The organism is Brevundimonas sp., from assembly GCF_036963785.1.
Classification (GTDB): domain Bacteria; phylum Pseudomonadota; class Alphaproteobacteria; order Caulobacterales; family Caulobacteraceae; genus Brevundimonas.
The window spans coordinates 1-24512 of the sequence record NZ_JBALUS010000006.1 but is presented as its reverse complement, the minus strand read 5'-3'; the positions used below and the strand labels follow the sequence as shown (position 1 = coordinate 24512).

Annotated in this window: 17 protein-coding genes; 10 read left to right on the top strand and 7 right to left on the bottom strand. The window is 66.3% G+C overall.

The window, feature by feature from the left end:
* Window positions 1–56: 56 nt before the first annotated feature.
* The 3 genes from V7672_RS12785 to V7672_RS12775 all read right to left on the bottom strand — a co-directional run bounded on the left by V7672_RS12785 (window position 57) and on the right by V7672_RS12775 (window position 4809).
* Window positions 57–2477, bottom strand: coding sequence for an LPS-assembly protein LptD (locus V7672_RS12785; protein WP_335624981.1), 2421 nt, complete (start codon window positions 2475–2477; stop codon window positions 57–59).
* A gap of 74 nt (window positions 2478–2551) precedes the next feature.
* Window positions 2552–3673, bottom strand: a complete 1122-nt coding sequence (gene lptG / locus V7672_RS12780; RefSeq protein ID WP_335624980.1) for an LPS export ABC transporter permease LptG — start codon at window positions 3671–3673, stop codon at window positions 2552–2554.
* Window positions 3670–4809, bottom strand: coding sequence for an LptF/LptG family permease (locus V7672_RS12775; protein ID WP_335624979.1), 1140 nt, complete (start codon window positions 4807–4809; stop codon window positions 3670–3672). Before V7672_RS12775 ends, lptG begins: the two co-directional genes overlap by 4 nt.
* Before the next feature lie 140 nt (window positions 4810–4949).
* On the opposite strand from V7672_RS12775, the gene V7672_RS12770 reads away from it, so the two are divergent.
* The 6 genes from V7672_RS12770 to rpoC all read left to right on the top strand — a co-directional run bounded on the left by V7672_RS12770 (window position 4950) and on the right by rpoC (window position 16344).
* The gene (locus V7672_RS12770; RefSeq protein WP_335624978.1) at window positions 4950–6425 is read left to right on the top strand and encodes a leucyl aminopeptidase; all 1476 of its coding nucleotides are present in this window, start codon (window positions 4950–4952) and stop codon (window positions 6423–6425) included.
* Between the two features lie 32 nt (window positions 6426–6457).
* Window positions 6458–6919 (top strand): DNA polymerase III subunit chi, encoded by a 462-nt coding sequence (locus V7672_RS12765; protein ID WP_335624977.1) that lies wholly within the window; start codon window positions 6458–6460, stop codon window positions 6917–6919.
* 50 nt (window positions 6920–6969) lie between these two features.
* Window positions 6970–7263, top strand: a complete 294-nt coding sequence (locus V7672_RS12760; RefSeq protein WP_335624976.1) for a hypothetical protein — start codon at window positions 6970–6972, stop codon at window positions 7261–7263.
* Window positions 7264–7315: 52 nt separating this feature from the next.
* The gene (locus tag V7672_RS12755; protein WP_335624975.1) at window positions 7316–7597 is read left to right on the top strand and encodes an I78 family peptidase inhibitor; all 282 of its coding nucleotides are present in this window, start codon (window positions 7316–7318) and stop codon (window positions 7595–7597) included.
* Window positions 7598–7897: 300 nt separating this feature from the next.
* Window positions 7898–12013 carry a DNA-directed RNA polymerase subunit beta gene (gene rpoB, locus V7672_RS12750; protein WP_335624974.1) on the top strand — a complete coding sequence of 1372 codons (4116 nt, stop codon included), beginning with the start codon at window positions 7898–7900 and terminating at the stop codon, window positions 12011–12013.
* A gap of 134 nt (window positions 12014–12147) precedes the next feature.
* Entirely contained in the window at window positions 12148–16344 is a 4197-nt protein-coding gene (gene rpoC, locus V7672_RS12745; RefSeq protein WP_335624973.1) for a DNA-directed RNA polymerase subunit beta', read from the top strand.
* Between the two features lie 57 nt (window positions 16345–16401).
* On the opposite strand, the gene V7672_RS12740 is transcribed toward rpoC, so the two are convergent.
* The 4 genes from V7672_RS12740 to V7672_RS12725 form a co-directional block, all read right to left on the bottom strand.
* Window positions 16402–17199, bottom strand: coding sequence for a hypothetical protein (locus tag V7672_RS12740; protein ID WP_335624972.1), 798 nt, complete (start codon window positions 17197–17199; stop codon window positions 16402–16404).
* A 69-nt stretch (window positions 17200–17268) separates the two neighbouring features.
* Window positions 17269–18510, bottom strand: coding sequence for an ABC transporter permease (locus V7672_RS12735; RefSeq protein ID WP_335624971.1), 1242 nt, complete (start codon window positions 18508–18510; stop codon window positions 17269–17271).
* 25 nt (window positions 18511–18535) lie between these two features.
* Window positions 18536–19216, bottom strand: coding sequence for an ABC transporter ATP-binding protein (locus tag V7672_RS12730; protein ID WP_335624970.1), 681 nt, complete (start codon window positions 19214–19216; stop codon window positions 18536–18538).
* Between the two features lie 4 nt (window positions 19217–19220).
* The gene (locus tag V7672_RS12725) at window positions 19221–20783 is read right to left on the bottom strand and encodes an efflux RND transporter periplasmic adaptor subunit (RefSeq protein ID WP_335624969.1); all 1563 of its coding nucleotides are present in this window, start codon (window positions 20781–20783) and stop codon (window positions 19221–19223) included.
* Window positions 20784–21207: 424 nt separating this feature from the next.
* On the opposite strand from V7672_RS12725, the gene rpsL reads away from it, so the two are divergent.
* From rpsL to V7672_RS12705, 4 genes are all read left to right on the top strand, one after another.
* Complete coding sequence (gene rpsL, locus V7672_RS12720; protein ID WP_209120136.1) at window positions 21208–21579, top strand: 30S ribosomal protein S12; 372 nt, start codon at window positions 21208–21210, stop codon at window positions 21577–21579.
* Between the two features lie 65 nt (window positions 21580–21644).
* Window positions 21645–22118 carry a 30S ribosomal protein S7 gene (gene rpsG / locus V7672_RS12715; RefSeq protein WP_123286926.1) on the top strand — a complete coding sequence of 158 codons (474 nt, stop codon included), beginning with the start codon at window positions 21645–21647 and terminating at the stop codon, window positions 22116–22118.
* Window positions 22119–22266: 148 nt separating this feature from the next.
* Window positions 22267–24345 carry an elongation factor G gene (gene fusA, locus V7672_RS12710; protein ID WP_335624968.1) on the top strand — a complete coding sequence of 693 codons (2079 nt, stop codon included), beginning with the start codon at window positions 22267–22269 and terminating at the stop codon, window positions 24343–24345.
* Window positions 24346–24435: 90 nt separating this feature from the next.
* On the top strand, window positions 24436–24512 hold a 77-nt coding region (locus tag V7672_RS12705; protein ID WP_007443273.1), incomplete at its 3' end, for a hypothetical protein.

The following is a 24512-nucleotide window of genomic DNA, read 5'->3' as shown; positions in this document are numbered from 1 at the left end:
GTATCAACGTAGATCGGCGCGAGGTCAAACCCACCGGCGCGTGTGTTGCGCCCCGCCTACCAGCGCCGTTCATTCCGGTCATAGCCTGACCCTCCAAAAGTGGCGAGGTTTAGGCGGATGTAGACACCATCCGACGGTCCACTGGGCCGGACCCGGGTGTTGTCGCGCCGATATCCCACTTCGAATCGGAAGCAGTCGTCGTCAAACAGCAGGCCGACCTCGGAGCGGGTGATCAGGTCGCGTTCCAGGTCCATGACCCCTGCGCCGGCAATGCCCCAGTTGCCCCATACGAACTGCTGGCCGCGCAGTTCGATGAACTCATAGTTGCGGTTCAGGGGTCCGCCGAGGGGGTTCGAGCGGTCGACGATATAGGTGACGGAAGCCCTGTCCCGTCGGCGCCAGCTTGCTTCGACCGAGGCCTCGGCGCGGCGGATATTGCCCGAGTCGTCCACCGTGGCATGGGCCCAGCCGCGCACACCGTCGGACGGTGAGAAGCTGCCCTGCACCACCCAGTCCGACGACGCCGACACCAGGCCGCTCGGATCGTAGAAGGCCGGGGGCGCCAGCGGGTCCGGATTCGGGATCAAGGCCCTCAGACCGGGCTCGTCGTCGTCGCGCCAGCTCTTGCCGATGAACACCGACGCCTCGCGCGCCTCGCCCCATCGATAGGTCGCCCGGGTGCCGAGGGTCAGGCGGACGCCGCCTTCATACAGGTCGTACCCCGGAAAGCGGTCCATCCGGAACAGCGAGCTCTCGTCCAGCTCCAGCGTCTGGCTGTCTTCATTGGGGATGCGGGGATCGAGGTCGGTCGCGGTGGAGACGGACAGTTGGGCCCAGGGCTCCACGACCAGGTCTGCTCCCCCGGCAAATGTCCGCACCAGCGGATAGCGGACGTCCAGGCCCGCGCTGACCCGGCCCCGGCTGAGGGTTTGGGTGCCGGCCTCGAACGGCGCGGGCAGATCGTCGAGCGAATAGAGGTCCACGCGACCGTCGACGAAAGGCTCCCAGATCACCCCTGCGCGGCTGACGAAGGCCCGGCGCCAGTCCAGCTGCCCGCTGACCCGGCGACTGTCGACGCCCGACAGGCCGGCGGGCACCGGATCAGGGACGATCTCGGGCCGCAGGACAGGGCTGCCGACGAAATCATCGCGGAACAGGGCGACCGACGAACCGCTCAGACGCAGACGTCCGCCCAGTACTTCGCCGCGCGGCTCCCACCGGGCCGTGATCAGCGGGGCGACCACCGGCAGACTGCTGTCGGCTTCGAACACGTTCAGGCCGGGCGCGGCCTCATTGGGGATGGCGACGCGGAGGCTCTGGATGTCGAAGGCGGCCACCGAGACATAGCTGCGCCGCGTCTGGTGCTCGGCATAGATCTGGCTGATCAGCCGGCGCTCATCGCCATAGTAGAGGCCGTTGTCCGGATAGGGATTGCGCACGTCGTAGCGGTCAAACAGCGTCTTGTCCGAGACGCGCTCGACCGTGAAGCCCCAGCGCCAGGGCCCGTCCGGATCAAAGCGCCCGTGGGCCAGAAGATAGCTGCGATGTTCGCGATCCAGCGGGGTGGCGACATCGTCGATGCCGTCGCCGTCGATATCGAAATCCCCGAAGGTCCGCTCATAGGTATAGCCGCTGCGGACCTCGACAGTGCCGTCCGCAAACCGCCTGCGCCATTGCACATTCAGCAGGGGGGCGACCCGGGTGTTCAGTTGAGGGCTGATCAGCCAGTCCTCTGAAGGCGAGACGACGATCAGATAGGGCTGTTCATATGAAACCCCCCGTTCCTCGTCGAACTCGATGATCGGCACCAGGAAGCCACTGGCCCGCTCGACCGTGGGGTCCGGGTGGCCGAAGAACGGCAGATACAGAACCGGCACACCGCCGATCTTGAAGACGGCATTGCGATACAGGATGGCCCGCAGGGCTTCGTCCTGGACCACGCGCTCGGCCTGGATCGAGATGCTGGGGGTCTTGGGGCGGCCCTCTTCGTCGCAGATGGGGCAGGGGGTGAAGAGGGCGTAGTTCAGCTCGTTCAGCGTGTCGGAGCGACGCACCGCCGTGGCCGCCATCAGGCTGGCGCCGTTCTCGAGCCGCGTGGCAAAATCGACCGCGACGCCGGTTTGCAGGTCCTCCTCAAGCTCGAGCAGGGACGCAAACACGACCGTTCCGTCGGGTGCGGCCAGCTCGACCTCGCCCGAGGCCAGGGCGGTCTGGTTCGCCAGGTCATAGTCTATCCGACGCGCCTGGAGGGTGTGGTCCCGGAACCGGGCGACGACGCGCGGACCGTCGGGCGTGCCCTCGGCGGTCAGGACCTCTCCGTCGCGGGATACGGTCCCGGCATCCATATAGACCGCTTCGGCGGCCAGGCCGTCCCCCGAACCGGGCGCTGGCGTCGCTTCCTGGGCGACGGCCTGCCCGGCGAGCAACAGGGGCCCGCACGCCAGCGTCGCGACACCCGCGAGCAGACGCCCGCGCAAATGGCGGGGTCGCGGGGCCCCTGGGCCGGACGAAATCCTGTCTTGCTTCACATCAACCTCGAACGGGGGCGGGCTCAGCCGTCCTCGGTATAGAACAGCAGGGTGAAGGCTGCGAGCCCGGTCAGAACCGGAGGCAACCATGCGGCCAGGAACGGGGGAATCACCTCTGCCGTCCCGAACGCCGCGAAGGTCTGATTGACGAAGAAGAAGGCGAAACCGAGGATGACGGCCGCAATCGACATGCGCGCCAGGTCCCCCAGCCGCATCAGGCGCAGGGAAAAGGCGGCAGCCAGGATCGACATGGCGGCGAACATCAGGGGGGTGGCCAGCAGCTGGTGCAGCCGCAACCGATAGGCCGTCGACGAAAAGCCCGCCTGCTCGACGCGCCGGATCTGGGTCGGCAGGGCCCACAGGGAGGTCGACTGCGGTCGCGCAAACCGCGCAAACGCCTCGTCCTGTGCCAGGCTGGAAGGCAGGTCGAGCCGGGCATAGGACACGGCCCGCTGGCCCGTCTGGGCGCCCACGGCGTCGGTCAGGCGCCAGCTACCGGCGGTGAGGGCCGCCGATGCTGCATCGATCCGCTCGACGAAGCTGAGGGCGCCGCCCTCGCCGACCGTGTAGATGAAGACCGTCACGTCCTGCAGGCGGGCCGTGGCACCGTCCTGCCGTTCTGCGCGGATGATCATCTGGCGCTGGCTGTCGCCCTCGCGGATCCAGACGGCCTTGGGCTGATCCGTCTCGACCGGGGCCGACGACAGACGGGTCCGCTCGCGCTGGAACAGGCCGTCACCCCAGGCGGCTGCGGGCCCCAGAACCGTCACGGTCAACACGCCAAAGATCAGCGCCGTGCCCGCCGCCGGCAGCACAAACCGCCACGCCGACAGCCCGGCGGCCCGCATGGCGATCAGTTCGCTGCGGCGGTTCAAGCCCACATAGGCGGCCAGCGTCCCGAACAGAAAGACGAACGGCATCAGCTGCAGGATCACCGCCGGGGACTTCATGCCCATCAGACCGAGAATGCGCAGGGCCGAAAGATCGACGTCGGACCCAACCCCGCGAGAAATCTCGACGAAGTCGATCAGCATGATCAGGCTGGCGATCACCGCCAGGGCAATGGTCAGGGCGCGGGCTTGCTGGATCAGCACATAGCGCTCGATCCGGCCCAGGCTCAGGATACGGGTGGCCCTGAAACTCATGCCCCGGCGCCCCGGGGCAGCAGGGCCCGGAAGTCGAACAAGGGCAGGCGTCGGCCGCGCCTCGGCGTGCGGAACAGCAGGGCGGTGGCGAGCGCTGCCACAACCAGCGGGAAGGCGTATTGCAGGATGTTCAGCCAGGGGGTCCACGCCGCCGCCGCCACCAGGCCGTAGCCGAAGATCCGCACCAGCAGAAAGATCGCCGCCGCCTTGGCGACCCGGATGCCGTAGCCGGTGCGGCTGAACGAACCCGCCAGAATGGCCGCGAGGGCCAGCGCCATCGCCGTCAGGGCATAGAGGGGCGAGGCCAGTCGCGAATGCCCTTCGGCCAGCAGTTCATTGCGGGTGCCGACCGAGGGAATCATTTCCGGGCGAGGCATGAACAGGTCGCTGAGCCCGAGATCGGCCGGCTTGAAACGCGGCTGGTCGGCGACTTCGGCAAAGGCCCCCAGCGGAAACACATAGGTGTCGAACGACAGAAGGTTCAGCACGCCGGCCGAGGAATAGCGCTGGCTGGAGCCGCCGACCAGGGTCAGCATCGGCTCGCCATCGACGCGGCCGAACCGGGCCTCGGTGGCGTTCCACGTCTCGGTCGTCTCGCCCTTCTGGATGTAGATGAACAGGTTCTTGAGCAGACCGTTCTGCTCGATCTCCTGCACATAGACGGTCAGACCGTCGGGGCCCTGGACGAACTCGCCTTCCTCGACCAGCAGGGCGGCCAGGTCGGACCGCACCGCAAAGGCTTCGGTCCGCGCCGTCGTCTGCGACCAGGGCTGGACGACAGCATTGATCAACAGGCCGAGCGCCACGACGATCACGGCCAGCTGCACGGCCGGGCGGATCAGGGCGACGCGCGTCAGGCCTGCCGCCTGGGCTGCCGTCAGTTCCTGCTCGCGCTGCAAACGGGTGAGGGCGATCAGGGCGCCGACGAACAGGCCGATGGGCAGCACCACGCCGAGTAGCTGAGGCACGGCCAACAGGGTCAATTTGAGCATCAGCCAGAGGCTCTGGCCGCGCTCCACCACGAACTCCAGCTGCTCAAGGCTCTGGCTGAGCACGCCGATTCCCACCAAGGCTCCGCATGCGCCGGCGACCGGCAGGAGCAGCTGGCGAAAAAGGTAGCCTTGAATCAGGGTCATGCGTAGGAAAATTTCGCCCGGTTGCAGGCTGTGTCGATAACGCGCATCTAATACACACGGAGACGCGCAGACGAAACTGAACGTCGCCAATTGTATTTGTGTTTGAAACCCGGAGTGAGCGCTCCGGTTGGGAGTGTTCTATGAAAATTGCCTTTGTCGCCGATCTCGGAAGCCCGCAGGCCCTGGCCCTGGTGGTGGGCGAGGGCCGGAAGCTGTGCGACGGGGGCGCGGCGCTCGACAGCCAGGCAGGCGGTGCTTTCAGCCGGGCCATGCAGTCGGGCCGCTTCACCGGTGGCAAGGGCAAGACGCTGGTCGTCGCCGCCCCGCACGGGCTGGACGCCTCGGTGGTGGTTCTGGCCGGTCTGGGTGATCGCGAGGCCCTGACGGATCTGGCGATCGAAGAGGCCGCCGGCGCCGCCTATCACTCTGTAAAGATGAGCGGGGCCGAAAGCCTGACAGTCGACGCCCGCTCCCTCAGCGCCGATCAGGCTGCGCGCGTGGCCTTCGCCGTGAAGCTGGCCGCCTACCGGTTTGACAAATATCTGACCCGCCAGAAGCCGGACAAGGTTCCGTCGGTCGTGGCCCTGAACATTGTCAGTGCTGACCCGAAGGCCGCCGAGGCCGCATTTGGCCCGATGTCGGCAGTCGCGGACGGGGTGATCTTTGCCCGCGACCTCGTGTCCGAACCGGCCAACGTCCTTTATCCCGAAGAGTTTGCCAAACGCTGTAAGGCACTGGAATCGCTGGGCCTCGAGGTCGAGGTTCTGGACGAAGAGGAACTGGAAAAGCTGGGCTTCCGCACCCTGCTGGCCGTGGGCATGGGCAGCCGGCGCGAAAGCCAGGTCGCCATCATGAAGTGGAACGGCGGCAAGTCGGGCGAGGCACCCCTGGCCTTCGTCGGCAAGGGCGTCTGCTTCGACACGGGCGGCATTTCGCTGAAGCAGCCCGAGGGCATGGAAGACATGAAGTGGGACATGGGCGGCGCCGCTGCCGTGTCCGGCCTGATGCACGCGCTGGCGGGCCGCAAGGCGAAGGTCAATGCGGTGGGCGTCATCGGCCTGGTCGAGAACATGCCCGACGGCAATGCCCAGCGCCCCGGTGACATCGTCAAATCCCTGTCGGGCCAGACGGTCGAGGTGCTGAACACGGACGCCGAGGGTCGCCTCGTGCTGGCCGACTGCCTCTGGTACACCCAGGAACGGTTCAAGCCGAAGTTCATGATCGATCTGGCCACGCTGACCGGGGCGATGATCGTCGCGCTCGGTATGGATTACGCGGGTGTCTTCTCGAACGATGACGCCGTCGCCGGTCCCATTCTCGACGCCGGTCCGAAGGTGGACGAGAATTTCTGGCGCATGCCGATCCCCGACCAGTACGACCGCCACATCGATTCCCCGGCGGCCGACGTCAAGAACATGGGCAATGGCCGGGCCGGCGGCTCGATCACCGCAGCCCTGTTCCTGAAGCGCTTCGTCAATGACACGCCCTGGGCGCACATCGACATCGCGCCGACCGCCTGGGTCAGCAAGAGCCAGCGGTCGACCGTGCCGGACGGCGGCGTCGGCTTCGGCGTGCGGACGCTGGATCGCATGGTCGCCGATACCTACGAGGGCTGAGGCGAGCGGCGAGGGCAGGGGGCCGGGTCGTCATGACCGCACCAGGACCGCAGATCTGGTTCTATCATCTGGAACGGTCGGGTCTGGAGCAGGTGCTCCCGACCTTGCTGGACAAGGTGCTGCAGGCGAATCTGCGGGCCCAGGTGCGGGTGACCGACCCGGACCTGGCCGCCCGGCTGGCCGAGGCTTTGTGGACCTGGCGGGACGACAGTTTTCTCGCCAACGGCCACAGTTCCGGCCCGTATCCCGAGCGACAACCCATCCTGTTCACGTCAGGAACCGACAATGTGAACCAAGCTCAGGCTCTGTTCATTGTCGACGGCGCAGGCTTTGAGCCGACGGAGGATTTCCAGCGGTGTTTCATTCTATTCGACGGTCAGGACGAGGACGCGCTCGCGGCGGCCCGCGGGCGCTGGAAGGCGCTCAAGGCCGCGGGCGCGGACATCAGCTACTGGCGGCAGACTCTGGAAGGTCGCTGGGAAAAGGCGGGCTGATCGTCGCGGCCCTGGCCGTCGCCCTGAGTGCCTGCGCCGCGCCCGAGCCCTTGCCCGCCCGTCCGGTCGGGGTGGTCGTTCTTCCCGAAGCCGGTGCCGAAGGGCGCACACCCTACGCCGAACAGGCGCCTGTAGAGATCCAGGACCCTAACGACCTGTGCCACGCCAAGCCTCTGCAGTGGCTGGTCGGCCGCGATCGCAGCGAGATTCCGGTGCCTGTCGATCTGACCAACCGGCGTGTGGCCTGCACCACCTGCCCGCGGACGGAAGCCCATTCGCCCTATCTGCTGAACATTCTCTACGACGCCGGTACCAACCGGGTGACCGAGGTCAGCTGTGGCTAGGGAACCTGCGCCCGCCCGCGCAGTTAGTTCCGGAACACGAGGGAGCCTGCCAATGATGATGCGTGCCGTAATCCTGACCGGGGGCCTGGCCCTGCTGGCCGCCTGCGCGCCCAACCCCGAAATGCCGGCGCCTGATGGCATGGCCGACACCTGTGGAGCGGCCGAATCGCAGAGCCTGATCGGACGCAATGTGGCGGCGGTCAGCTTTGCCGCGGACGCGAATGTCCGGGTCGCCTGCACCACATGCGCGGTGACCATGGACTACAATCCCGACCGGATGAACGTCTTCTTCGACCAGGAGACCGGGATCATTCAGCGCGTCACCTGCGGCTGAGCCGGCAGGAATTTTTCGACAGGCCTTTATTTCGTCGGAAAAGCGAGTATATCAGCCCGTTCCGCAAAACTCTGTAACGAGTCCGCGCGATAGCGCCGAGGCCCGGTCCGTTGCCCTCCGACCGGTGCGAAGGCGCGCTCCTCCCCAAGGGAGCCGACATGACTGGTGTCCTGATCGCTGCGGCCCGCGGCCCGCGATCGAGGGTGGACACCGACAACCGTAAGGCCCGGGACCGCCGTCGGCGGCCGCGGGTCGTTGCTTTGAATGCGGGCCGCCCGGCCTGCTGATTGGGAAACAGGAATGGCCAAATCCTTCGACGGTCTCGCCCTCACGGCTCAGATCGCCTCCGCCACGTCGTTCACCGGCAAAAAGCGTATCCGCAAATCCTTCGGCCGCATCCCGGAAGCGGTGCAGATGCCGAACCTGATCGAGGTGCAGCGCGCCTCGTACGAACAGTTCCTGCAGCGCGAGACGCGCGCGGGCGACCGTATCGATCAGGGCATCGAGGCGGTCTTCAAGTCCGTCTTCCCGATCAAGGACTTCAACGAACGCGCCGTTCTGGAATACGTCTCGTACGAGTTCGAGGCGCCCAAGTATGACGTCGAGGAATGCATCCAGCGCGACATGACCTATGCCGCGCCGCTCAAGGTCAAGCTGCGCCTGATCGTTTTCGAGACCGACGAGGAAACGGGCGCCCGGTCGGTCAAGGACATCAAGGAGCAGGACGTCTATATGGGCGATATCCCGCTCATGACGGACAAGGGCACCTTCACCGTCAACGGCACCGAGCGCGTGATCGTCTCGCAGATGCACCGCTCTCCGGGCGTCTTCTTCGACCATGACAAGGGCAAGACGCACAGCTCGGGCAAGCTGCTGTTCGCGGCCCGGGTCATTCCCTATCGCGGATCGTGGCTGGACTTCGAGTTCGACGCCAAGGACATCGTGTTCGTCCGCATCGACCGCCGCCGCAAGCTGCCCGCCTCGACCTTCCTGATGGCGCTGGGCATGGACGGCGAGGAGATCCTCAAGACCTTCTACGAGACCGTGCCCTACGAGAAGCGCGGCGACACCTGGGTCACCCCGTACAAGCCCGAGCGCTGGCGCGGCGTGAAGCCGGAGTTCGACCTGGTCGACGCCGACACCGGCGAAGTCGTGGCCCCGGCCGGCACCAAGATCAGCGCCCGCGCGGCCAAGAAGCTGGGTGACACGACCAAGGCTCTGTCGCTGACCCCGGATGCCTTGGTCACCAAATATCTGGCCGCCGATGCGGTCAATATGGAGAACGGCGAGATCTACGCCGAGGCCGGCGACGAGCTGGACACCGCCACCATCGACCTGCTGGTCGAGAACGGCTTCACCACCCTCGACATTCTGGACATCGACCACGTCACGGTCGGCGCCTACATGCGCAACACCCTGCGCGTGGACAAGAATTCGAGCCGCGAGGAAGCGCTGTTCGACATCTACCGCGTGATGCGTCCGGGCGAGCCGCCGACCCCGGAAGCCGCCGATGCGATGTTCAACTCGCTGTTCTTCGACTCGGAGCGCTACGACCTCAGCGCGGTCGGCCGTGTGAAGATGAACATGCGCCTCGAAACCCCGGAAGTGGGCGACGAGATCCGCGTGCTGCGCAAGGAAGATGTGCTCAAGGTCCTGCAGATCCTGGTGGGTCTGAAGGATGGCCACGGCGAGATCGACGACATCGACAACCTGGGCAACCGCCGGGTGCGTTCGGTCGGCGAGCTGCTGGAGAACCAGTACCGCGTCGGTCTGCTGCGGATGGAGCGCGCCATCAAGGAGCGCATGTCCTCGGTCGATATCGACACGGTCATGCCGCACGACCTGATCAACGCCAAGCCGGCGGCGGCCGCCGTGCGCGAGTTCTTCGGTTCGTCGCAGCTGTCGCAGTTCATGGACCAGACCAACCCGCTGTCGGAAATCACCCACAAGCGTCGCCTGTCGGCGCTTGGGCCGGGCGGTCTGACGCGTGAGCGCGCGGGCTTCGAAGTCCGCGACGTGCACCCGACCCACTATGGCCGCATCTGCCCGATTGAAACGCCGGAAGGTCCGAACATCGGCCTGATCAACTCGCTGGCCACCCACGCCCGCGTGAACAAGTACGGCTTCATCGAAAGCCCCTACCGCCGGATCAAGGACGGCAAGGCCACCGACGACGTCGTCTACATCTCGGCGATGGAAGAGGCCAAGCACGTCATCGCCCAGGCCAACATCGAGCTGAAGGACGGCGAGATCGTCGACGATCTGGTCCCGGGCCGGATCAACGGCGAATCGCAACTGCTGCCCAAGGCCGACGTCGACATGATGGACGTGTCGCCGAAGCAGGTCGTGTCGGTCGCTGCCGCCCTGATCCCCTTCCTCGAAAACGATGACGCCAACCGCGCGCTGATGGGCGCCAATATGCAGCGTCAGGCCGTGCCGCTGGTGCAGTCCGACGCGCCGCTGGTCGGCACCGGCATGGAGGCGGTCGTGGCCGTCGACTCCGGCGCCGTCGTCGTCGCCAAGCGCGACGGTATCGTCGAGCAGATCGACGGTACCCGGATCGTGGTGCGCGCGACGAACGAGGCCGATGCCGGCCGTTCGGGTGTCGACATCTATCGCCTGTCCAAGTTCCAGCGTTCGAACCAGTCGACCTGCATCAACCAGCGCCCGATCGTGCGCGTGGGTGACGAGGTCAAGGTCGGTGACGTGATCGCGGACGGTCCCTCGACCGACCTCGGCGAACTGGCCCTGGGCCGCAACGCCCTCGTCGCCTTCATGCCGTGGAATGGCTACAACTTCGAGGACTCGATCCTGATCTCGGAGCGCATCGTGCGCGACGACGTCTTCACCTCGATCCACCTCGAGGAGTTCGAGGTCATGGCCCGCGACACCAAGCTCGGGCCGGAAGAAATCACCCGTGATATCCCGAACGTCGGTGAGGAAGCCCTGCGCAACCTCGACGAGGCGGGCATCGTCGCCATCGGCGCCGAGGTCCAGCCGGGTGACATCCTGTGCGGCAAGGTCACGCCCAAGGGTGAAAGCCCGATGACCCCGGAAGAGAAGCTGCTGCGCGCCATCTTCGGCGAAAAGGCTTCGGACGTGCGCGACACCTCGCTGCGCCTGCCGCCCGGCGTTGCCGGCACGGTGGTCGATGTGCGGGTCTTCAACCGTCACGGCGTCGACAAGGACGAGCGCGCGGTCGCCATCGAACGGGCCGAGATCGAGCGTCTGGGCAAGGACCGCGACGACGAGCTGGCCATCCTGGAACGCAACGTCTACGGCCGCCTCAAGCCCCTGCTGCTGGGCAAGAATGCCGTCTCGGGTCCGAAGGGCCTGGGTCGCGGCGAGGTCACCGAGGACAAGCTGGGCGACCTGTCGCGCGGCCTGTGGTGGCAGATCGCCCTGGACGACGAAAAGGCCATGGGCGAGCTCGAGGCCATGAAGAAGCAGTTCGAGGACGCCCGCAAGGCGCTCGACCGCCGCTTCGAGGACAAGGTCGAGAAGCTGCAGCGCGGCGACGAACTGCCCCCGGGCGTGATGAAGATGGTCAAGGTCTTCGTGGCCGTGAAGCGCAAGCTTCAACCCGGCGACAAGATGGCCGGCCGTCACGGCAACAAGGGCGTCATCTCCAAGATCCTGCCGATCGAGGACATGCCGTACCTCGAGGACGGGACCTCGGTCGACATCGTGCTGAACCCGCTGGGCGTGCCGTCGCGCATGAACATCGGCCAGATCTTCGAAACCCACCTGGGGTGGGCGGCTGCGGGCCTCGGCAAGCAGATCGCCGGCCTGCTGGATGACTGGCAGCACGGCGGCCAGAAGAAGGCCCTGGTCGAACGCCTGACGGACATCTACGGCAAGGAAACCCCGCTGCCGGACGATGAAGAGGACCTGATCGAACTGGCCCGGAACCTGTCGAAGGGCGTGCCCTTCGCCACGCCGGTCTTCGATGGTGCCAACATCGGCGACATCGAGCGTCTGCTGGTCGAGGCCGGTCTGGAGAAGTCGGGACAGTCGATCCTGTACGACGGCCAGACGGGTGATCGCTTCAAGCGTCCGGTGACCGTCGGCTACATCTACATGCTGAAGCTGCACCACCTGGTGGACGACAAGATCCACGCCCGCTCGATCGGCCCGTATTCGCTGGTCACCCAGCAGCCGCTGGGCGGCAAGGCGCAGTTCGGTGGACAGCGCTTCGGTGAGATGGAGGTCTGGGCGCTGGAAGCCTATGGCGCCGCCTACACCCTGCAGGAGATGCTGACGGTCAAGTCCGACGACGTGGCCGGCCGCACCAAGGTCTATGAAGCCATCGTCCGCGGTGACGACAGCTTCGAGGCGGGCATTCCCGAGAGCTTCAACGTGCTCATCAAGGAAATGCGCTCGCTGGGTCTGAACGTGGAGCTGGAGAACAGCTGAGTTCGAAGTGGCGAGTGACGTGTGGCGAGTGACGAGAAATCGTCGCTGCCGTTCAGACCTCACTCGCCACTGACCACTCGCCTCTCGCCACTCTTCATTAATTTCGCGGGCTACCCCGCAGCAAGGAACTCAAGATGAACCAGGACGTCCTGAACATCTTCAACCCGGTCCCGGTCACCCCGACCTTCGACCAGATCAAGATCGCCCTGGCCTCACCGGAAAAGATCCGGTCGTGGTCGTTCGGCGAGATCAAAAAGCCGGAAACGATCAACTACCGCACGTTCAAGCCCGAGCGTGACGGCCTGTTCTGCGCCCGTATCTTTGGCCCGACCAAGGACTACGAATGCCTGTGCGGCAAGTACAAGCGCATGAAGTACAAGGGCATTATCTGCGAGAAGTGCGGCGTGGAGGTCACCCTGGCCCGCGTTCGTCGCGAGCGGATGGGCCACATCGATCTGGCGGCCCCGGTCGCCCACATCTGGTTCCTGAAGTCGCTGCCGTCGCGCATCTCGCTGATGCTCGACATGGCGCTGAAGGACGTCGAGCGCGTACTCTATTTCGAGAACTACATCGTCACCGAGCCGGGCCTGACCCCGCTGAAGCAGAACCAGCTGCTGACCGAGGACGAATTCTACCGCTATCAGGAAGAGTTCGGCGATGACGGCTTCACCGCCGAGATCGGCGCCGAGGCCGTCCGCAACCTGCTGATGGGCATCGACCTGCACGCCGAGGCCGAGAAGCACCGCGCCGAACTGGCCGACAGCCCCTCGGAAATGAAGGCCAAGAAGGCCTCCAAGCGCCTCAAACTGATCGAGGCCTTCCTCGACAGCGGCAACAAGCCCGAGTGGATGGTTCTGACCATCGTCCCGGTCATCCCGCCCGAGCTGCGCCCGCTGGTGCCGCTGGACGGCGGCCGCTTCGCGACGTCCGACCTGAACGACCTGTACCGCCGGGTCATCAACCGGAACAACCGCCTGAAGCGCCTGATGGAGCTGCGCGCGCCGGACATCATCATCCGCAACGAAAAGCGGATGCTGCAGGAATCGGTCGACGCCCTGTTCGACAACGGCCGTCGCGGCCGGGTCATCACCGGCGCCAACAAGCGGCCCCTGAAGTCGCTGGCCGACATGCTGAAGGGCAAGCAGGGCCGCTTCCGCCAGAACCTGCTCGGCAAGCGCGTCGACTATTCGGGCCGTTCGGTCATCGTGGTCGGCCCGGACCTCAAGCTGCACGAGTGCGGCCTGCCCAAGAAGATGGCGCTGGAGCTGTTCAAGCCGTTCATCTATGCGCGTCTGGACGCCAAGGGCCTGTCGGGCACCGTCAAGCAGTCCAAGCGCATGGTGGAGCGCGAGCAGCCCGCGGTCTGGGACATCCTGGATGAAGTGATCCGCGAGCACCCGGTCCTGCTGAACCGCGCGCCGACGCTTCACCGTCTGGGCATCCAGGCGTTCGAGCCCAAGCTGATCGAGGGCAAGGCCATCCAGCTGCACCCGCTGGTCTGCGCCGCCTTCAACGCCGACTTCGACGGCGACCAGATGGCCGTTCACGTCCCGCTGAGCCTCGAGGCCCAGCTGGAAGCGCGCGTCCTGATGATGTCGACCAACAACATCCTGTCGCCGGCCAACGGCAAGCCGATCATCGTGCCGTCGCAGGATATCGTGCTGGGGCTGTACTACCTGTCGCTGGTCAAGGACGGCGAGCCGGGTGAGGGCAAGCTGTTCGCCAACATCGGCGAGATCGACGCGGCGCTCGACGCCGGTGTCGTCAGCCTGCACACCCGCATCAAGGCCCGCTGGACCGAGATGGACGCCGAGGGCGCGCTGATCACCAAGGTGATCGACACCACGCCCGGCCGGATGAAGCTGGGCGCGATCCTGCCCAAGAATCCGAACGTCGGTTACCGGCTGCTGGAAAAGAACCTGACCAAGAAGGAAATCGGCAATCTGATCGATGTGGTCTATCGCCACTGCGGCCAGAAGGCGACGGTGATCTTCGCCGACCAGATGATGGGCCTGGGCTTCCGCGAGGCGGCCAAGGCGGGCATCTCCTTCGGCAAGGACGACATCGTCATCCCGACCAAGAAGATCGGCATCGTCGCCGAGACCCGTACCCAGGTCGAGGAGTACGAACAGCAGTACGCCGACGGCCTGATCACCAAGGGCGAGAAGTACAACAAGGTCGTTGACGCCTGGGCCAAGTCCACCGACCGGATCGCCGACGCCATGATGGCCGAGATCGCCCAGCCGCGCGTGCTGGCCGAGGGTGAACGCCCAGACATCAACTCGGTGTTCATGATGGCCAACTCCGGCGCCCGCGGTTCGCAGGCCCAGATGAAGCAGCTTGGCGGTATGCGCGGCCTGATGGCCAAGCCGTCCGGCGAGATCATCGAGACGCCGATCGTGTCGAACTTCAAGGAAGGCCTGACCGTCCTTGAATACTTCAACTCGACCCACGGCGCCCGTAAGGGCCTGGCCGATACCGCGCTGAAGACCGCCAACTCGGGCTATCTGACCCGTCGTCTGGTGGACGTAGCGCAGGACTCGATCGTCACCGAGGAAGACTGTGGTTCGACCCGGGGTATCACCCTGCGGGCCGTGGTCGAGGGCGGTGACGTCCTCGTCTCGCTGGGGCAACGCGTGCTGGGCCGTTACGCGGCCGAGGACATCAAGGAGCCCGGCAGCGACACCGTGCTTCTGCCCGCCGACACCTACCTCCAGGAAGAAGAAGTCGAAATCCTGGACGCGGCCGGTGTGCAGGCGGTCAAGGTCCGTTCGGCCCTGACCTGCGAGGCCGAAGCCGGCATCTGCGGCCACTGCTACGGCCGTGACCTGGCGCGCGGCACCAACGTCAACATCGGCGAAGCGGTCGGCGTCATCGCCGCCCAGTCGATCGGCGAGCCGGGCACCCAGCTGACCATGCGGACCTTCCACATCGGCGGTACCGCCCAGGTGGCCGAAACCTCGTTCATGGAGGCGACCAACCCGGGGACGATCAAGATCACCGGCCCGACCGTCAAGGCGGCGCACGGCGATCTGGTGGCCATGAGCCGCAACGTCGTTGTGACCATCGTCGTCGACGGCAAGGACCGCGAGACCCACAAGGCGCCTTACGGGGCCCGCATACGGGTGACCGAGGGCACGGAGGTCACGCGTGGCCAGCGTCTGGCCGAGTGGGACCCCTACACCACGCCGATCCTGACCGAAGTGGGGGGCACTATCCGCTTCGAGGACCTGGTCGAATCCCTGTCGTTCCGCGAGGAAACCGACGAGGCGACCGGTATCGCCCAGCGGGTGGTGGTCGACTGGCGCGCCAATCCGCGTGGCTCCGACCTTCGTCCGGCCATGGGCATCACCAATGGTGATGAATATGCCAAGTTGGCCTCGGGCTCTGACGCCCGTTACCTGCTGCCGGTCGGCGCGGTTCTGTCCGTGTCGAACGGGGATGTGGTCAAGCCGGGCGAGATCATCGCCCGCGTCCCGACCGAGGGTGCCAAGACGCGCGACATCACCGGCGGTCTGCCGCGGGTGGCCGAGCTGTTCGAAGCCCGTCGTCCCAAGGACTGCGCCGTCATCGCCGAAATGGATGGCCGCGTGGAATTCGGGCGCGACTACAAGAACAAGCGCCGCATCAAGATCACCCCGGAAGCGGATGCCGACGGCAACCAGGCCGAGGCGGTCGAGTTCCTGATCCCCAAGGGCAAGCACATCTCCGTCCACGACGGCGATCTGATCCAGAAGGGCGACTACATCATCGACGGCAACCCGGATCCGCACGATCTGCTGCGCATCCAGGGCGTCGAGGCGCTGGCCGAGTACCTCGTGAACGAAGTGCAGGAGGTCTATCGACTGCAGGGCGTGCCGATCAACGACAAGCACATCGAGGTGATCGTTCGCCAGATGCTGCAGAAGGTCGAAATCCTGGATTCGGGTGAAACCACCCTGATCAAGGGCGACCATGTCGACATCCCCGAGGTCGAGATCGAGAACGCCAAGGTCATCAAGCGCAAGGGCCGTCCGGCGATCACCCAGCCGGTCCTGCTGGGCATCACCAAGGCGTCGCTGCAGACCCGCAGCTTCATCTCGGCGGCGTCCTTCCAGGAAACGACCCGCGTGCTGACCGATGCCTCGGTCAACGGCAAGGTCGACAACCTCGAAGGCCTGAAGGAAAACGTCATCGTGGGCCGCCTGATCCCGGCGGGCACCGGTGCCTATCTGCGCTCGCTGCAGAAGGTCGCCAACGAGCGTGACGCGGTCCTGACCGATGCCCGCGAGGCCGCGGTCGAGGCTCTGCCGGCCGATCTGGCCGCCGAGCTGGAAGAGACCGACGGCTGAGTTCAGTCGACCTGATGAAACGGAACGGGGCGGTGTCGAAAGGCACCGCCCTTTTTCTTACTCGCCGGGGTCCCGGCGACGGTCGTGGCCGTCCAGTCCCTCGTCGAGGCTGTCATTGGCATCCTGGCGGAAGCCGGGGTCCAGATGCGCGCCGGGGCAGCCGATGCCGAAGTTTGACCCCGGACAGTCGCCCACGCCGGTAACGCCCGTGCCGCCCGCAAGCGGCCTGCGGCGGGCTTCATAGGCTTCCATCTCGCGGCGACCCTCGGCGGCGAAGCGGGCGTCGCGGGCGGCATTGCCACTGCCCGAGATGGGCCGGGCCCGGGCCGCGCCTTCGTTGAAGGCCTCGTCGCAGAGCGCCTGTTCGGCGGCGGGCATGCGACCGTTGCGGGCATTGCAGCCCAGGGTGCTGGTCCGCAGGCTGCGGGCCACGCGGGCGCGCTCGTCCGCAGGCCGGGCCAGCCAGGCCGGGTCGATCAGGTCGGATCCGGGCGCCCCCGGCGCTGCAGGCCCCGCCTCGGTCTGAACGGCCTCGTCTTCCTCGTCCTCCGGTCGGGTGAGCCGGTCGCGGGGCAGGGGCATCCGATCCGAAGGCACGGCGTCGGCCGAGGGTGAGGGCGGAGCGAACCGGGGGGTGCGGGGCATCTCGCCTTGCAGCAGCGGGCGCGGCTCGATCTCGAGATAGATCGGTGGATCATGGGGCCGGGCCGGGACGGGCGGGTCGAAGGTGTTCAGGGCCAGCAGGCTCAGCACCAGGGCGTGGGCCAGAAACGATCCGGCCACCACCAGCGGGTTGCGCACCCGCGGCCTTGCCGCCGCGCCAAGGATCGTCTTCAGCCGTCTGGATCGGATCACGCGGTGCAGCCTCCCCTGTCAGGGGAGACAAGCGGCCAACCGTGGCCGGGTTGGGGCCGAAATGAGGGCCTATTCGCGGCGCAGTGCCTCAATCGGGTCCAGCTGGGCCGCGCGCCACGCGGGATAGGCTCCGAACACCACGCCGACAAAGGTCGAGAAGCCTACTGCCAGCGGCGCGGCCCAGGCCGGAATCGCCGCCGGCCAGTCTCCGAATTTCGACATCAGCAGCGCGCCGCCGACCCCCAGCACCAGGCCAAGCAGGCCGCCCAGCAGGGACAGGGCCACCGATTCCAGGGCGAATTGGGTCAGCACATCGCCGCGTCGGGCGCCGATGGCCATGCGCAGGCCGATCTCACGCGTCCGCTCGGTCACCGACACCAGCATGATATTCATGATGCCGACCCCGCCAACCAGCAGCGACACCCCGGCGACCGCGGCCAGCAGGATGGTGAAGGTGGCGGTCGAGGACTGCGCCGCTTCCTGGATCGAGGTCAGGTTCTGCACATTGAAGTCGTCCTCCTGGCCCGGGCGGATGCGGTGCCGGTCGCGCAACAACTCGGCCACATCCTGCTCCAGCCGATAGAGGGCGTCCTCGTCGACGGCCTTGACGTAGATCTGGTTGACGCTGTTCCCGCGCGAACCCGACCCCCGCCCGATGACCCGGCTGCGCGCCGCATCCAGCGGGATCACGACAATGTCGTCCTGGTCCTGGAATCCCGACTGCCCCTTTTCGCCCAGCACACCGACGACGGTGAAGGGGATGGGGCCGATGCGCATGCGCTGGCCGACGGGGTCGACGCCCTCGCCGAACAGTTCGCGCACCACGGTCTGGCCCAGCACAGCGACCTTGCGGCCACTGTCGGCGGCGGCCTGATCGAACATCTGGCCCGAGACGATTTCGAGGTCGCGTGCGACCAGATAGTCGGGTGTCACCCCCTCGATCCGGCTGGCCCAGTTGGCGCCGTCATAGACCAGTTGTGCGCCCCCATTGACCGCAGGCGACACGGCCCGGACGCCGTCCAGCGTGCGCATGGCTTCGGAGTCATCGACGGTCAGACTGTCGCCCGAACCGCCGCCGCCACGGACAAACCCACCCCCCGCGCCCCGCGGCGCGCCCGGCCGGATGACCAGCATATTCGTGCCGAGACTGGACAGGGCCTCCTCGACCCTCTGCTGGGCGCCCAGACCGATCGAGGTCATCATGATGACCGCCGCGACGCCGATCACGACCCCCAGCGAGGTCAGGGCCGAACGCATGGGGTGGGCAGCGATCGCGCCCACGGCAAAGCGCACCAGTTCAAACGGACTCATGGCGGGCCCGGTCAGGGGAGGGCGGTTATCCGGCATTCTGGTCGTCCGATACGATATGGCCGTCGCGGAAGGCGATCCGGCGACGGGCCCGGGCCGCAACCTCATTGTCGTGGGTGACGATGCACAGGGTCAGCCCCTGGCTGTTCAGTTCGTCGAACAGGCCCAGCACCTCCTGACCGGTGGCCGTATCGAGTGCGCCGGTGGGCTCATCGGCCAGCAGCAGGTCGGGGGCATTGGACAGGGCCCGCGCAATGGCCACCCGTTGTTGCTGCCCGCCCGACATCTGGGTCGGCTTGTTGCCCAGACGATCGCCCAGACCGACCCGCTCCAGCAGGGCCACGGCGCGGTCCCGCCGCTCGGCCGCCGGAATGCCGGCATAGATCATCGGCAGTTCGACGTTCTGGACGGCGGTGAGCCGGGGCAGCAGCTGGAAGGACTGGAAGATGAAGCCGATCCGCCGGTTGCGAAAGCTGGCCAGCTCATCGTCGTCATAGTCGGCCACCGGATCATCCTCGAACCGGTAGTCCCCCGCCGTGGGCCGATCGAGGCCCCCCAGCACATTCATCAGGGTCGATTTGCCCGACCCGGACGGGCCGATGATGGCCACATGCTCGCCGCGCTGGATGCTCAGCGACACCCCGCCCAGCGCGTGGATGATGTTGTCGCCCATGACATAGGTCTTGGTCAGGCCTTCGATCTCGATCATCGGCCTACAACCGCCCGCCGCCGCTCATGCGGGCGCCGCGCCGCTGGGCGTCCAGATCGGGCGCACGGGGGCCGCCCCCCGTGATGACCTGATCGCCGGCCTTGAGCTCGCCGCCGATGACTTCTGTATAGGAACCGTCGGTCGCCCCGGTCCGGACCGGCACGCGCACGGGCTCGCCGTCGCGCAGCACCCAGACCACGCCCCGGTTGCCGCCGCCGGCAAACCGCAGACGTTGGGTTTCCAGAATGGCCTGCTGGTCGGGGCGCAGCAGGGGTTTGATCTCGTCCAGCGCCGCGTTGAGGATCGCCGCCGTGGCCGGATTGCCGCCGCGCTGGCGTTGACCGCCGCCCGCGCCCCGCTGGGCCCGCATGTCCTGCTGAGCTTTCTCCAGAATGGGCATGACGGTCGTGCGCTGCCCCGCATCCAGCTTCAACTCCTCGACCAGGGTCGCGACGATATTGCCGCGTCCGCCGCCGCGCGGGCGGTTGCCGCCGGCGGGCGGTCCGAAGGGTGAGCCGCCGCCCCGGGCCTGACCGGCCTGCTGCTCGGCCAGGACGTTGCCCGGCGTAAAGCGCAGGGCCGCATTGGGCACACGCAGCACATTGCGCTTCTCTTCCAGAATGATGTCGGCATTGGCCGTCATGCCGGGCAGCAGCTTCTCGCCGGGATTGTCGGCCTCGACCACGACCGTATAGGCGACGACGCTCGATTCCGTGGTCGGCAGAACCCGGATCTGGGTGACCTCGCCCGTGAAATTGTCGTCGGCAAAGGCATCCACGGTGAAGCGCACCGGCTGGCTGACCCGGACCGAGCCGATATCGGCCTCATCGACGGTCACCAGCGCCTGCACCCGCGACATGTCCTGGGCCAGGGTGAACAGCACGGCCACGTTCAGGCCCGAGGCGACCGTCTGGCCGGGCTCGATCTGGCGGTCGATGACGATGCCGTCGATGGGGGCGGTGATGGTGGTCCGGCCCAGCGTGGCCTGATTGGCGCGCAACTGGGCCTGTTGCTGGCGCACCTGGGCCCGGGCGCTCTGGACATTGGCGCGGGCGGTCCGCAGCGAAGCCTCGGCGGTATCCAGCGCAGCCTGGGCGATGATCTGGCGGTCAAACAGGAATTTCTGCCGGTCATATTCGGCCTGGGCCAGGGCGACCTGGGCCTCGGCCTGGGCAATGCCGGCCTGGGCCGAGACGATGGCCGCCTGCGATTGTTCGACGGACGAGGCCTGGTTCTGCGGGTCGAGGCGGGCCAGCACCTGACCGCGCCGCACCCGGTCGTTGTAGTCGACCAGCACATCGGTGACCTGTCCCGAGATCTGCGAGCCGACCTCGACGGTCACCAGGGCCTCCAGCGTGCCCGAGGCCGAGACACTGCGGACCAGATCGCCGGTCCGGACCGCTTCGGTGCGGTAGGGATCGACGTCGCTGCCGCCGCGCAGGAAGAAGAACCACACCGCCACTGCGACCAGCAGGACCCCGACGCTGCCGATGATCCAGCCGCGGCAGTTCCGCCTGCGCGGACGGGATTTGGCGGGAGCAGGGCCGGGCGATAGGGTCGAGGTCATGCGGATCGGGTCTCAACAGTCAGGGGGCGCCCGCCGGGGTGCGGGGATGTGAGGTCTTAACGCCGCCACCCGGCGTTTCCGTCGCAAACTCAGCACGAAACCCGCTGAACCGGAGATGAAGGTGGCCCGACCCGGCTTGGCCCGGCCGCAACCCTTGACCCCCGGCCCTCACGCGCGTAGAAGGCGCCACCTTCGAGACGGGCCCCGGTCCGGACCGGACGTGACAATCGAGATTGAACGGGCTGTGCCCGCCGGAACGTCCATAGCGCACGTTCCGGCTTTTGCGTTTGTCGTGACCGGGTGGCCCAGCCGCCTCGAACCAAACCCGGGACGCCTTCAGGGGCGCTCCAAAAAGAAGGCCATGAGGGGCGCACCGGCCGACAGGCACACGCTCCCGCGATTTGAAAAAGAGAGACGCGTTCGAATGCCCACGATCAACCAGCTGATCCGCAAGCCCCGTCAGCCCAAGGTGGCCCGCAACAAGGTCCCCGCCCTGAAGGGTTGCCCCCAGCGCCGCGGCGTCTGCACCCGCGTGTACACCACCACCCCGAAGAAGCCGAACTCGGCTCTGCGTAAGGTCGCCAAGGTGCGCCTGACCTCGGGCATCGAGGCGGTGTGCTACATCCCCGGCGAAGGCCACAATCTGCAGGAGCACTCGGTGGTCCTGATCCGCGGCGGCCGCGTGAAGGACCTTCCGGGCGTTCGCTATCACATCCTGCGCGGCGTGCTCGACACGCAAGGCGTCAAGGACCGCAAGCAGCGCCGTTCGCACTACGGCGCCAAGCGTCCGAAGTAAGCCTTCGCGCACCCGAATATACGCCCGGCTGAGGCCGGACCCCAGACAACCAAGAAGAGCAAGCCATGTCCCGTCGTCACCGCGCCCAGAAGCGTGAAGTTCTGCCGGATCCCAAATTCGGGGATCTGATCGTCACCAAGTTCATGAACTATGTCATGTACGAGGGCAAAAAGGCCGTCGCCGAAAACATCGTCTACGGTGCGTTCGACATCCTGGCCGACAAGAAGAAGGACATGGAGCCGGTCGCGACCTTCCATTCCGCGCTCGACAACGTGGCCCCGGCCGTCGAAGTCCGCTCGCGTCGCGTCGGTGGTGCCACCTATCAGGTGCCGGTCGAGGTTCGCCCCGAGCGCCGTCGCGCCCTGGCCATCCGCTGGCTGGTCAACGCCGCCCGCAAGCGCGGTGAAAACACCATGACGGAAAAGCTGGCCGCCGAGCTGCTGGACGCCGCCAACAACCGCGGGACTGCCGTCAAGAAGCGCGAAGACACCCACAAGATGGCCGAAGCCAACCGCGCTTTCAGCCACTATCGCTGGTAGGCGCCTTCAAAGCGTCACCTGCATTGACTATCTGAGGGTTTCCGGCGCGGGCGGTTTCAGCTAAATCGCCCGCGCCGCACATCCGCACAGACCGACTTTCCCGAGGGCGCTGAACGCGTCCTGATCTCACTTCAAGGCACGTTTTCTCATGGCCCGCATCAACAAGATCGAGGACTACCGCAACTTCGGCATCATGGCCCACATCGACGCGGGCAAGACGACGACGACCGAGCGGATCCTGTTTTACACCGGCAAGAACCACAAGATCGGCGAAGTGCACGACGGTGCGGCGACCATGGACTGGATGGACCAGGAGATGGAGCGCGGCATCACCATCACCTCGGCCGCCACGACCGCCTTCTGGCGCGAAAAGCGCCTGAACATCATCGACACCCCCGGCCACGTGGACTTCACCATTGAGGTCGAGCGTTCGCTGCGCGTGCTCGATGGCGCCGTGACCGTGCTGGACGGCAACGCCGGCGTTGAGCCCCAGACCGAAACCGTCTGGCGCCAGGCCGACAAATACCGCGTGCCGCGCATCGTGTTCGTCAACAAGATGGACAAGATCGGCGCCGACTTCGACAAGTCGGTCGAGTCGATCCGTGACCGCCTGGGCGCCAAGGCCGTGCCGATCCAGTTCCCGATCGGTTCGGAATCGAACCTGACCGGCCTGGTCGACCTGGTCCGCATGAAGGCCGTGGTCTGGGACAACGATAACCTGGGCGCCAGCTTCCGCGACGAGGAAATCCCCGCCGATCTGGTCGACAAGGCCAACGAGGCTCGCCAGTACCTGATCGACAACGCCGTCGAGCTGGATGACGAGGCGATGGAAGCCTACCTCGAGGGCAATGAGCCGTCGGAAGAGACCATCAAGAAGTGCGTCCGCAAGGCCGTTCTGACCGGCGCCTTCTATCCGATCCTTTGTGGCTCGGCCTTCAAGAACAAGGGCGTGCAGACGCTGCTGGACGCCGTCGTCGACTATCTGCCGTCGCCGGTCGACATTCCGCCGACCCCGGGCATCGACTTCAAGACCGAAGAGCCCGTCGTGCGCCGCGCTTCGGACGAAGAGCCCCTGTCGGTCCTGGCGTTCAAGATTATGGACGACCCCTTCGTCGGCTCGCTGACCTTCTGCCGCATCTATTCCGGCAAGATGGAAACGGGCATGGGCCTGCTGAACTCGACCCGCGACAAGAAGGAGCGCGTCGGCCGCATGCTGCTGATGCACTCGAACAACCGCGAGGACATCAAGGAAGCCTACGCCGGCGATATCGTCGCCCTGGCCGGCCTGAAGGACACCCGCACGGGTGACACCCTGTGCGACCCGATGAAGTCCCCGGTGATCCTCGAGAAGATGGAATTCCCGGCGCCGGTGATCGAGATCGCCGTCGAGCCCAAGTCCAAGGCCGACCAGGAGAAGCTGGGCGTCGCCCTGGCCAAGCTGGCTTCGGAAGATCCGTCCTTCACCGTCTCGACCGACCACGAGTCGGGCCAGACCATCCTGAAGGGCATGGGCGAGCTGCACCTGGACATCAAGATCGACATCCTGAAGCGCACCTACAAGGTCGAGGCCAACATCGGCGCGCCGCAGGTGGCCTATCGCGAATCCATCAGCCGCCGGGCCGAGATCGACTACACCCACAAGAAGCAGACCGGCGGTACGGGCCAGTTCGCCCGCATCAAGCTGGTGTTTGAACCCGGTGAGCCCGGCTCGGACTTCGTCTTCGAGTCGACCATCGTCGGCGGTGCGGTGCCCAAGGAATACATCCCGGGCGTCGAAAAGGGCCTCAAGTCCGCCAAGGACAACGGCCTGCTGGCCGGCTTCCCGGTGATCGACGTCAAGGCCACCCTGGTCGACGGCGCCTACCACGACGTCGACTCCTCGGTGCTGGCCTTTGAAATCGCGGCCCGCGCCGCCTTCAAGGAACTGCGCGAAAAGGGCGGCCCCAAGCTGCTCGAGCCGATCATGGCCGTCGAGGTGGTGACGCCCGAGGAATACCTGGGCTCGGTCATCGGTGACCTGAACGGTCGTCGCGGCATGATCCAGGGCCAGGACATGCGCGGCAACGCCACCGTCGTGAACGCCTTCGTGCCGCTGGCCAACATGTTCGGCTATGTGAACACTCTGCGGGGCATGTCACAGGGCCGCGCCCAGTTCACCATGCAGTACGACCACTATGAACCGGTGCCGCAACACGTCGCCGACGAAGTGATCAAGAAATACGCCTAAACCACAACCCCTGCTTTCGGCGGACCCCGGTCCGCCGGGGGCCTGAAACCCCAAGGACGAGCCCCCTTACCAGGGGACGGAGAGAAGAGAATGGCCAAGGAAAAGTTTGAACGCACCAAGCCGCACTGCAACATCGGCACGATTGGTCACGTTGACCATGGCAAGAC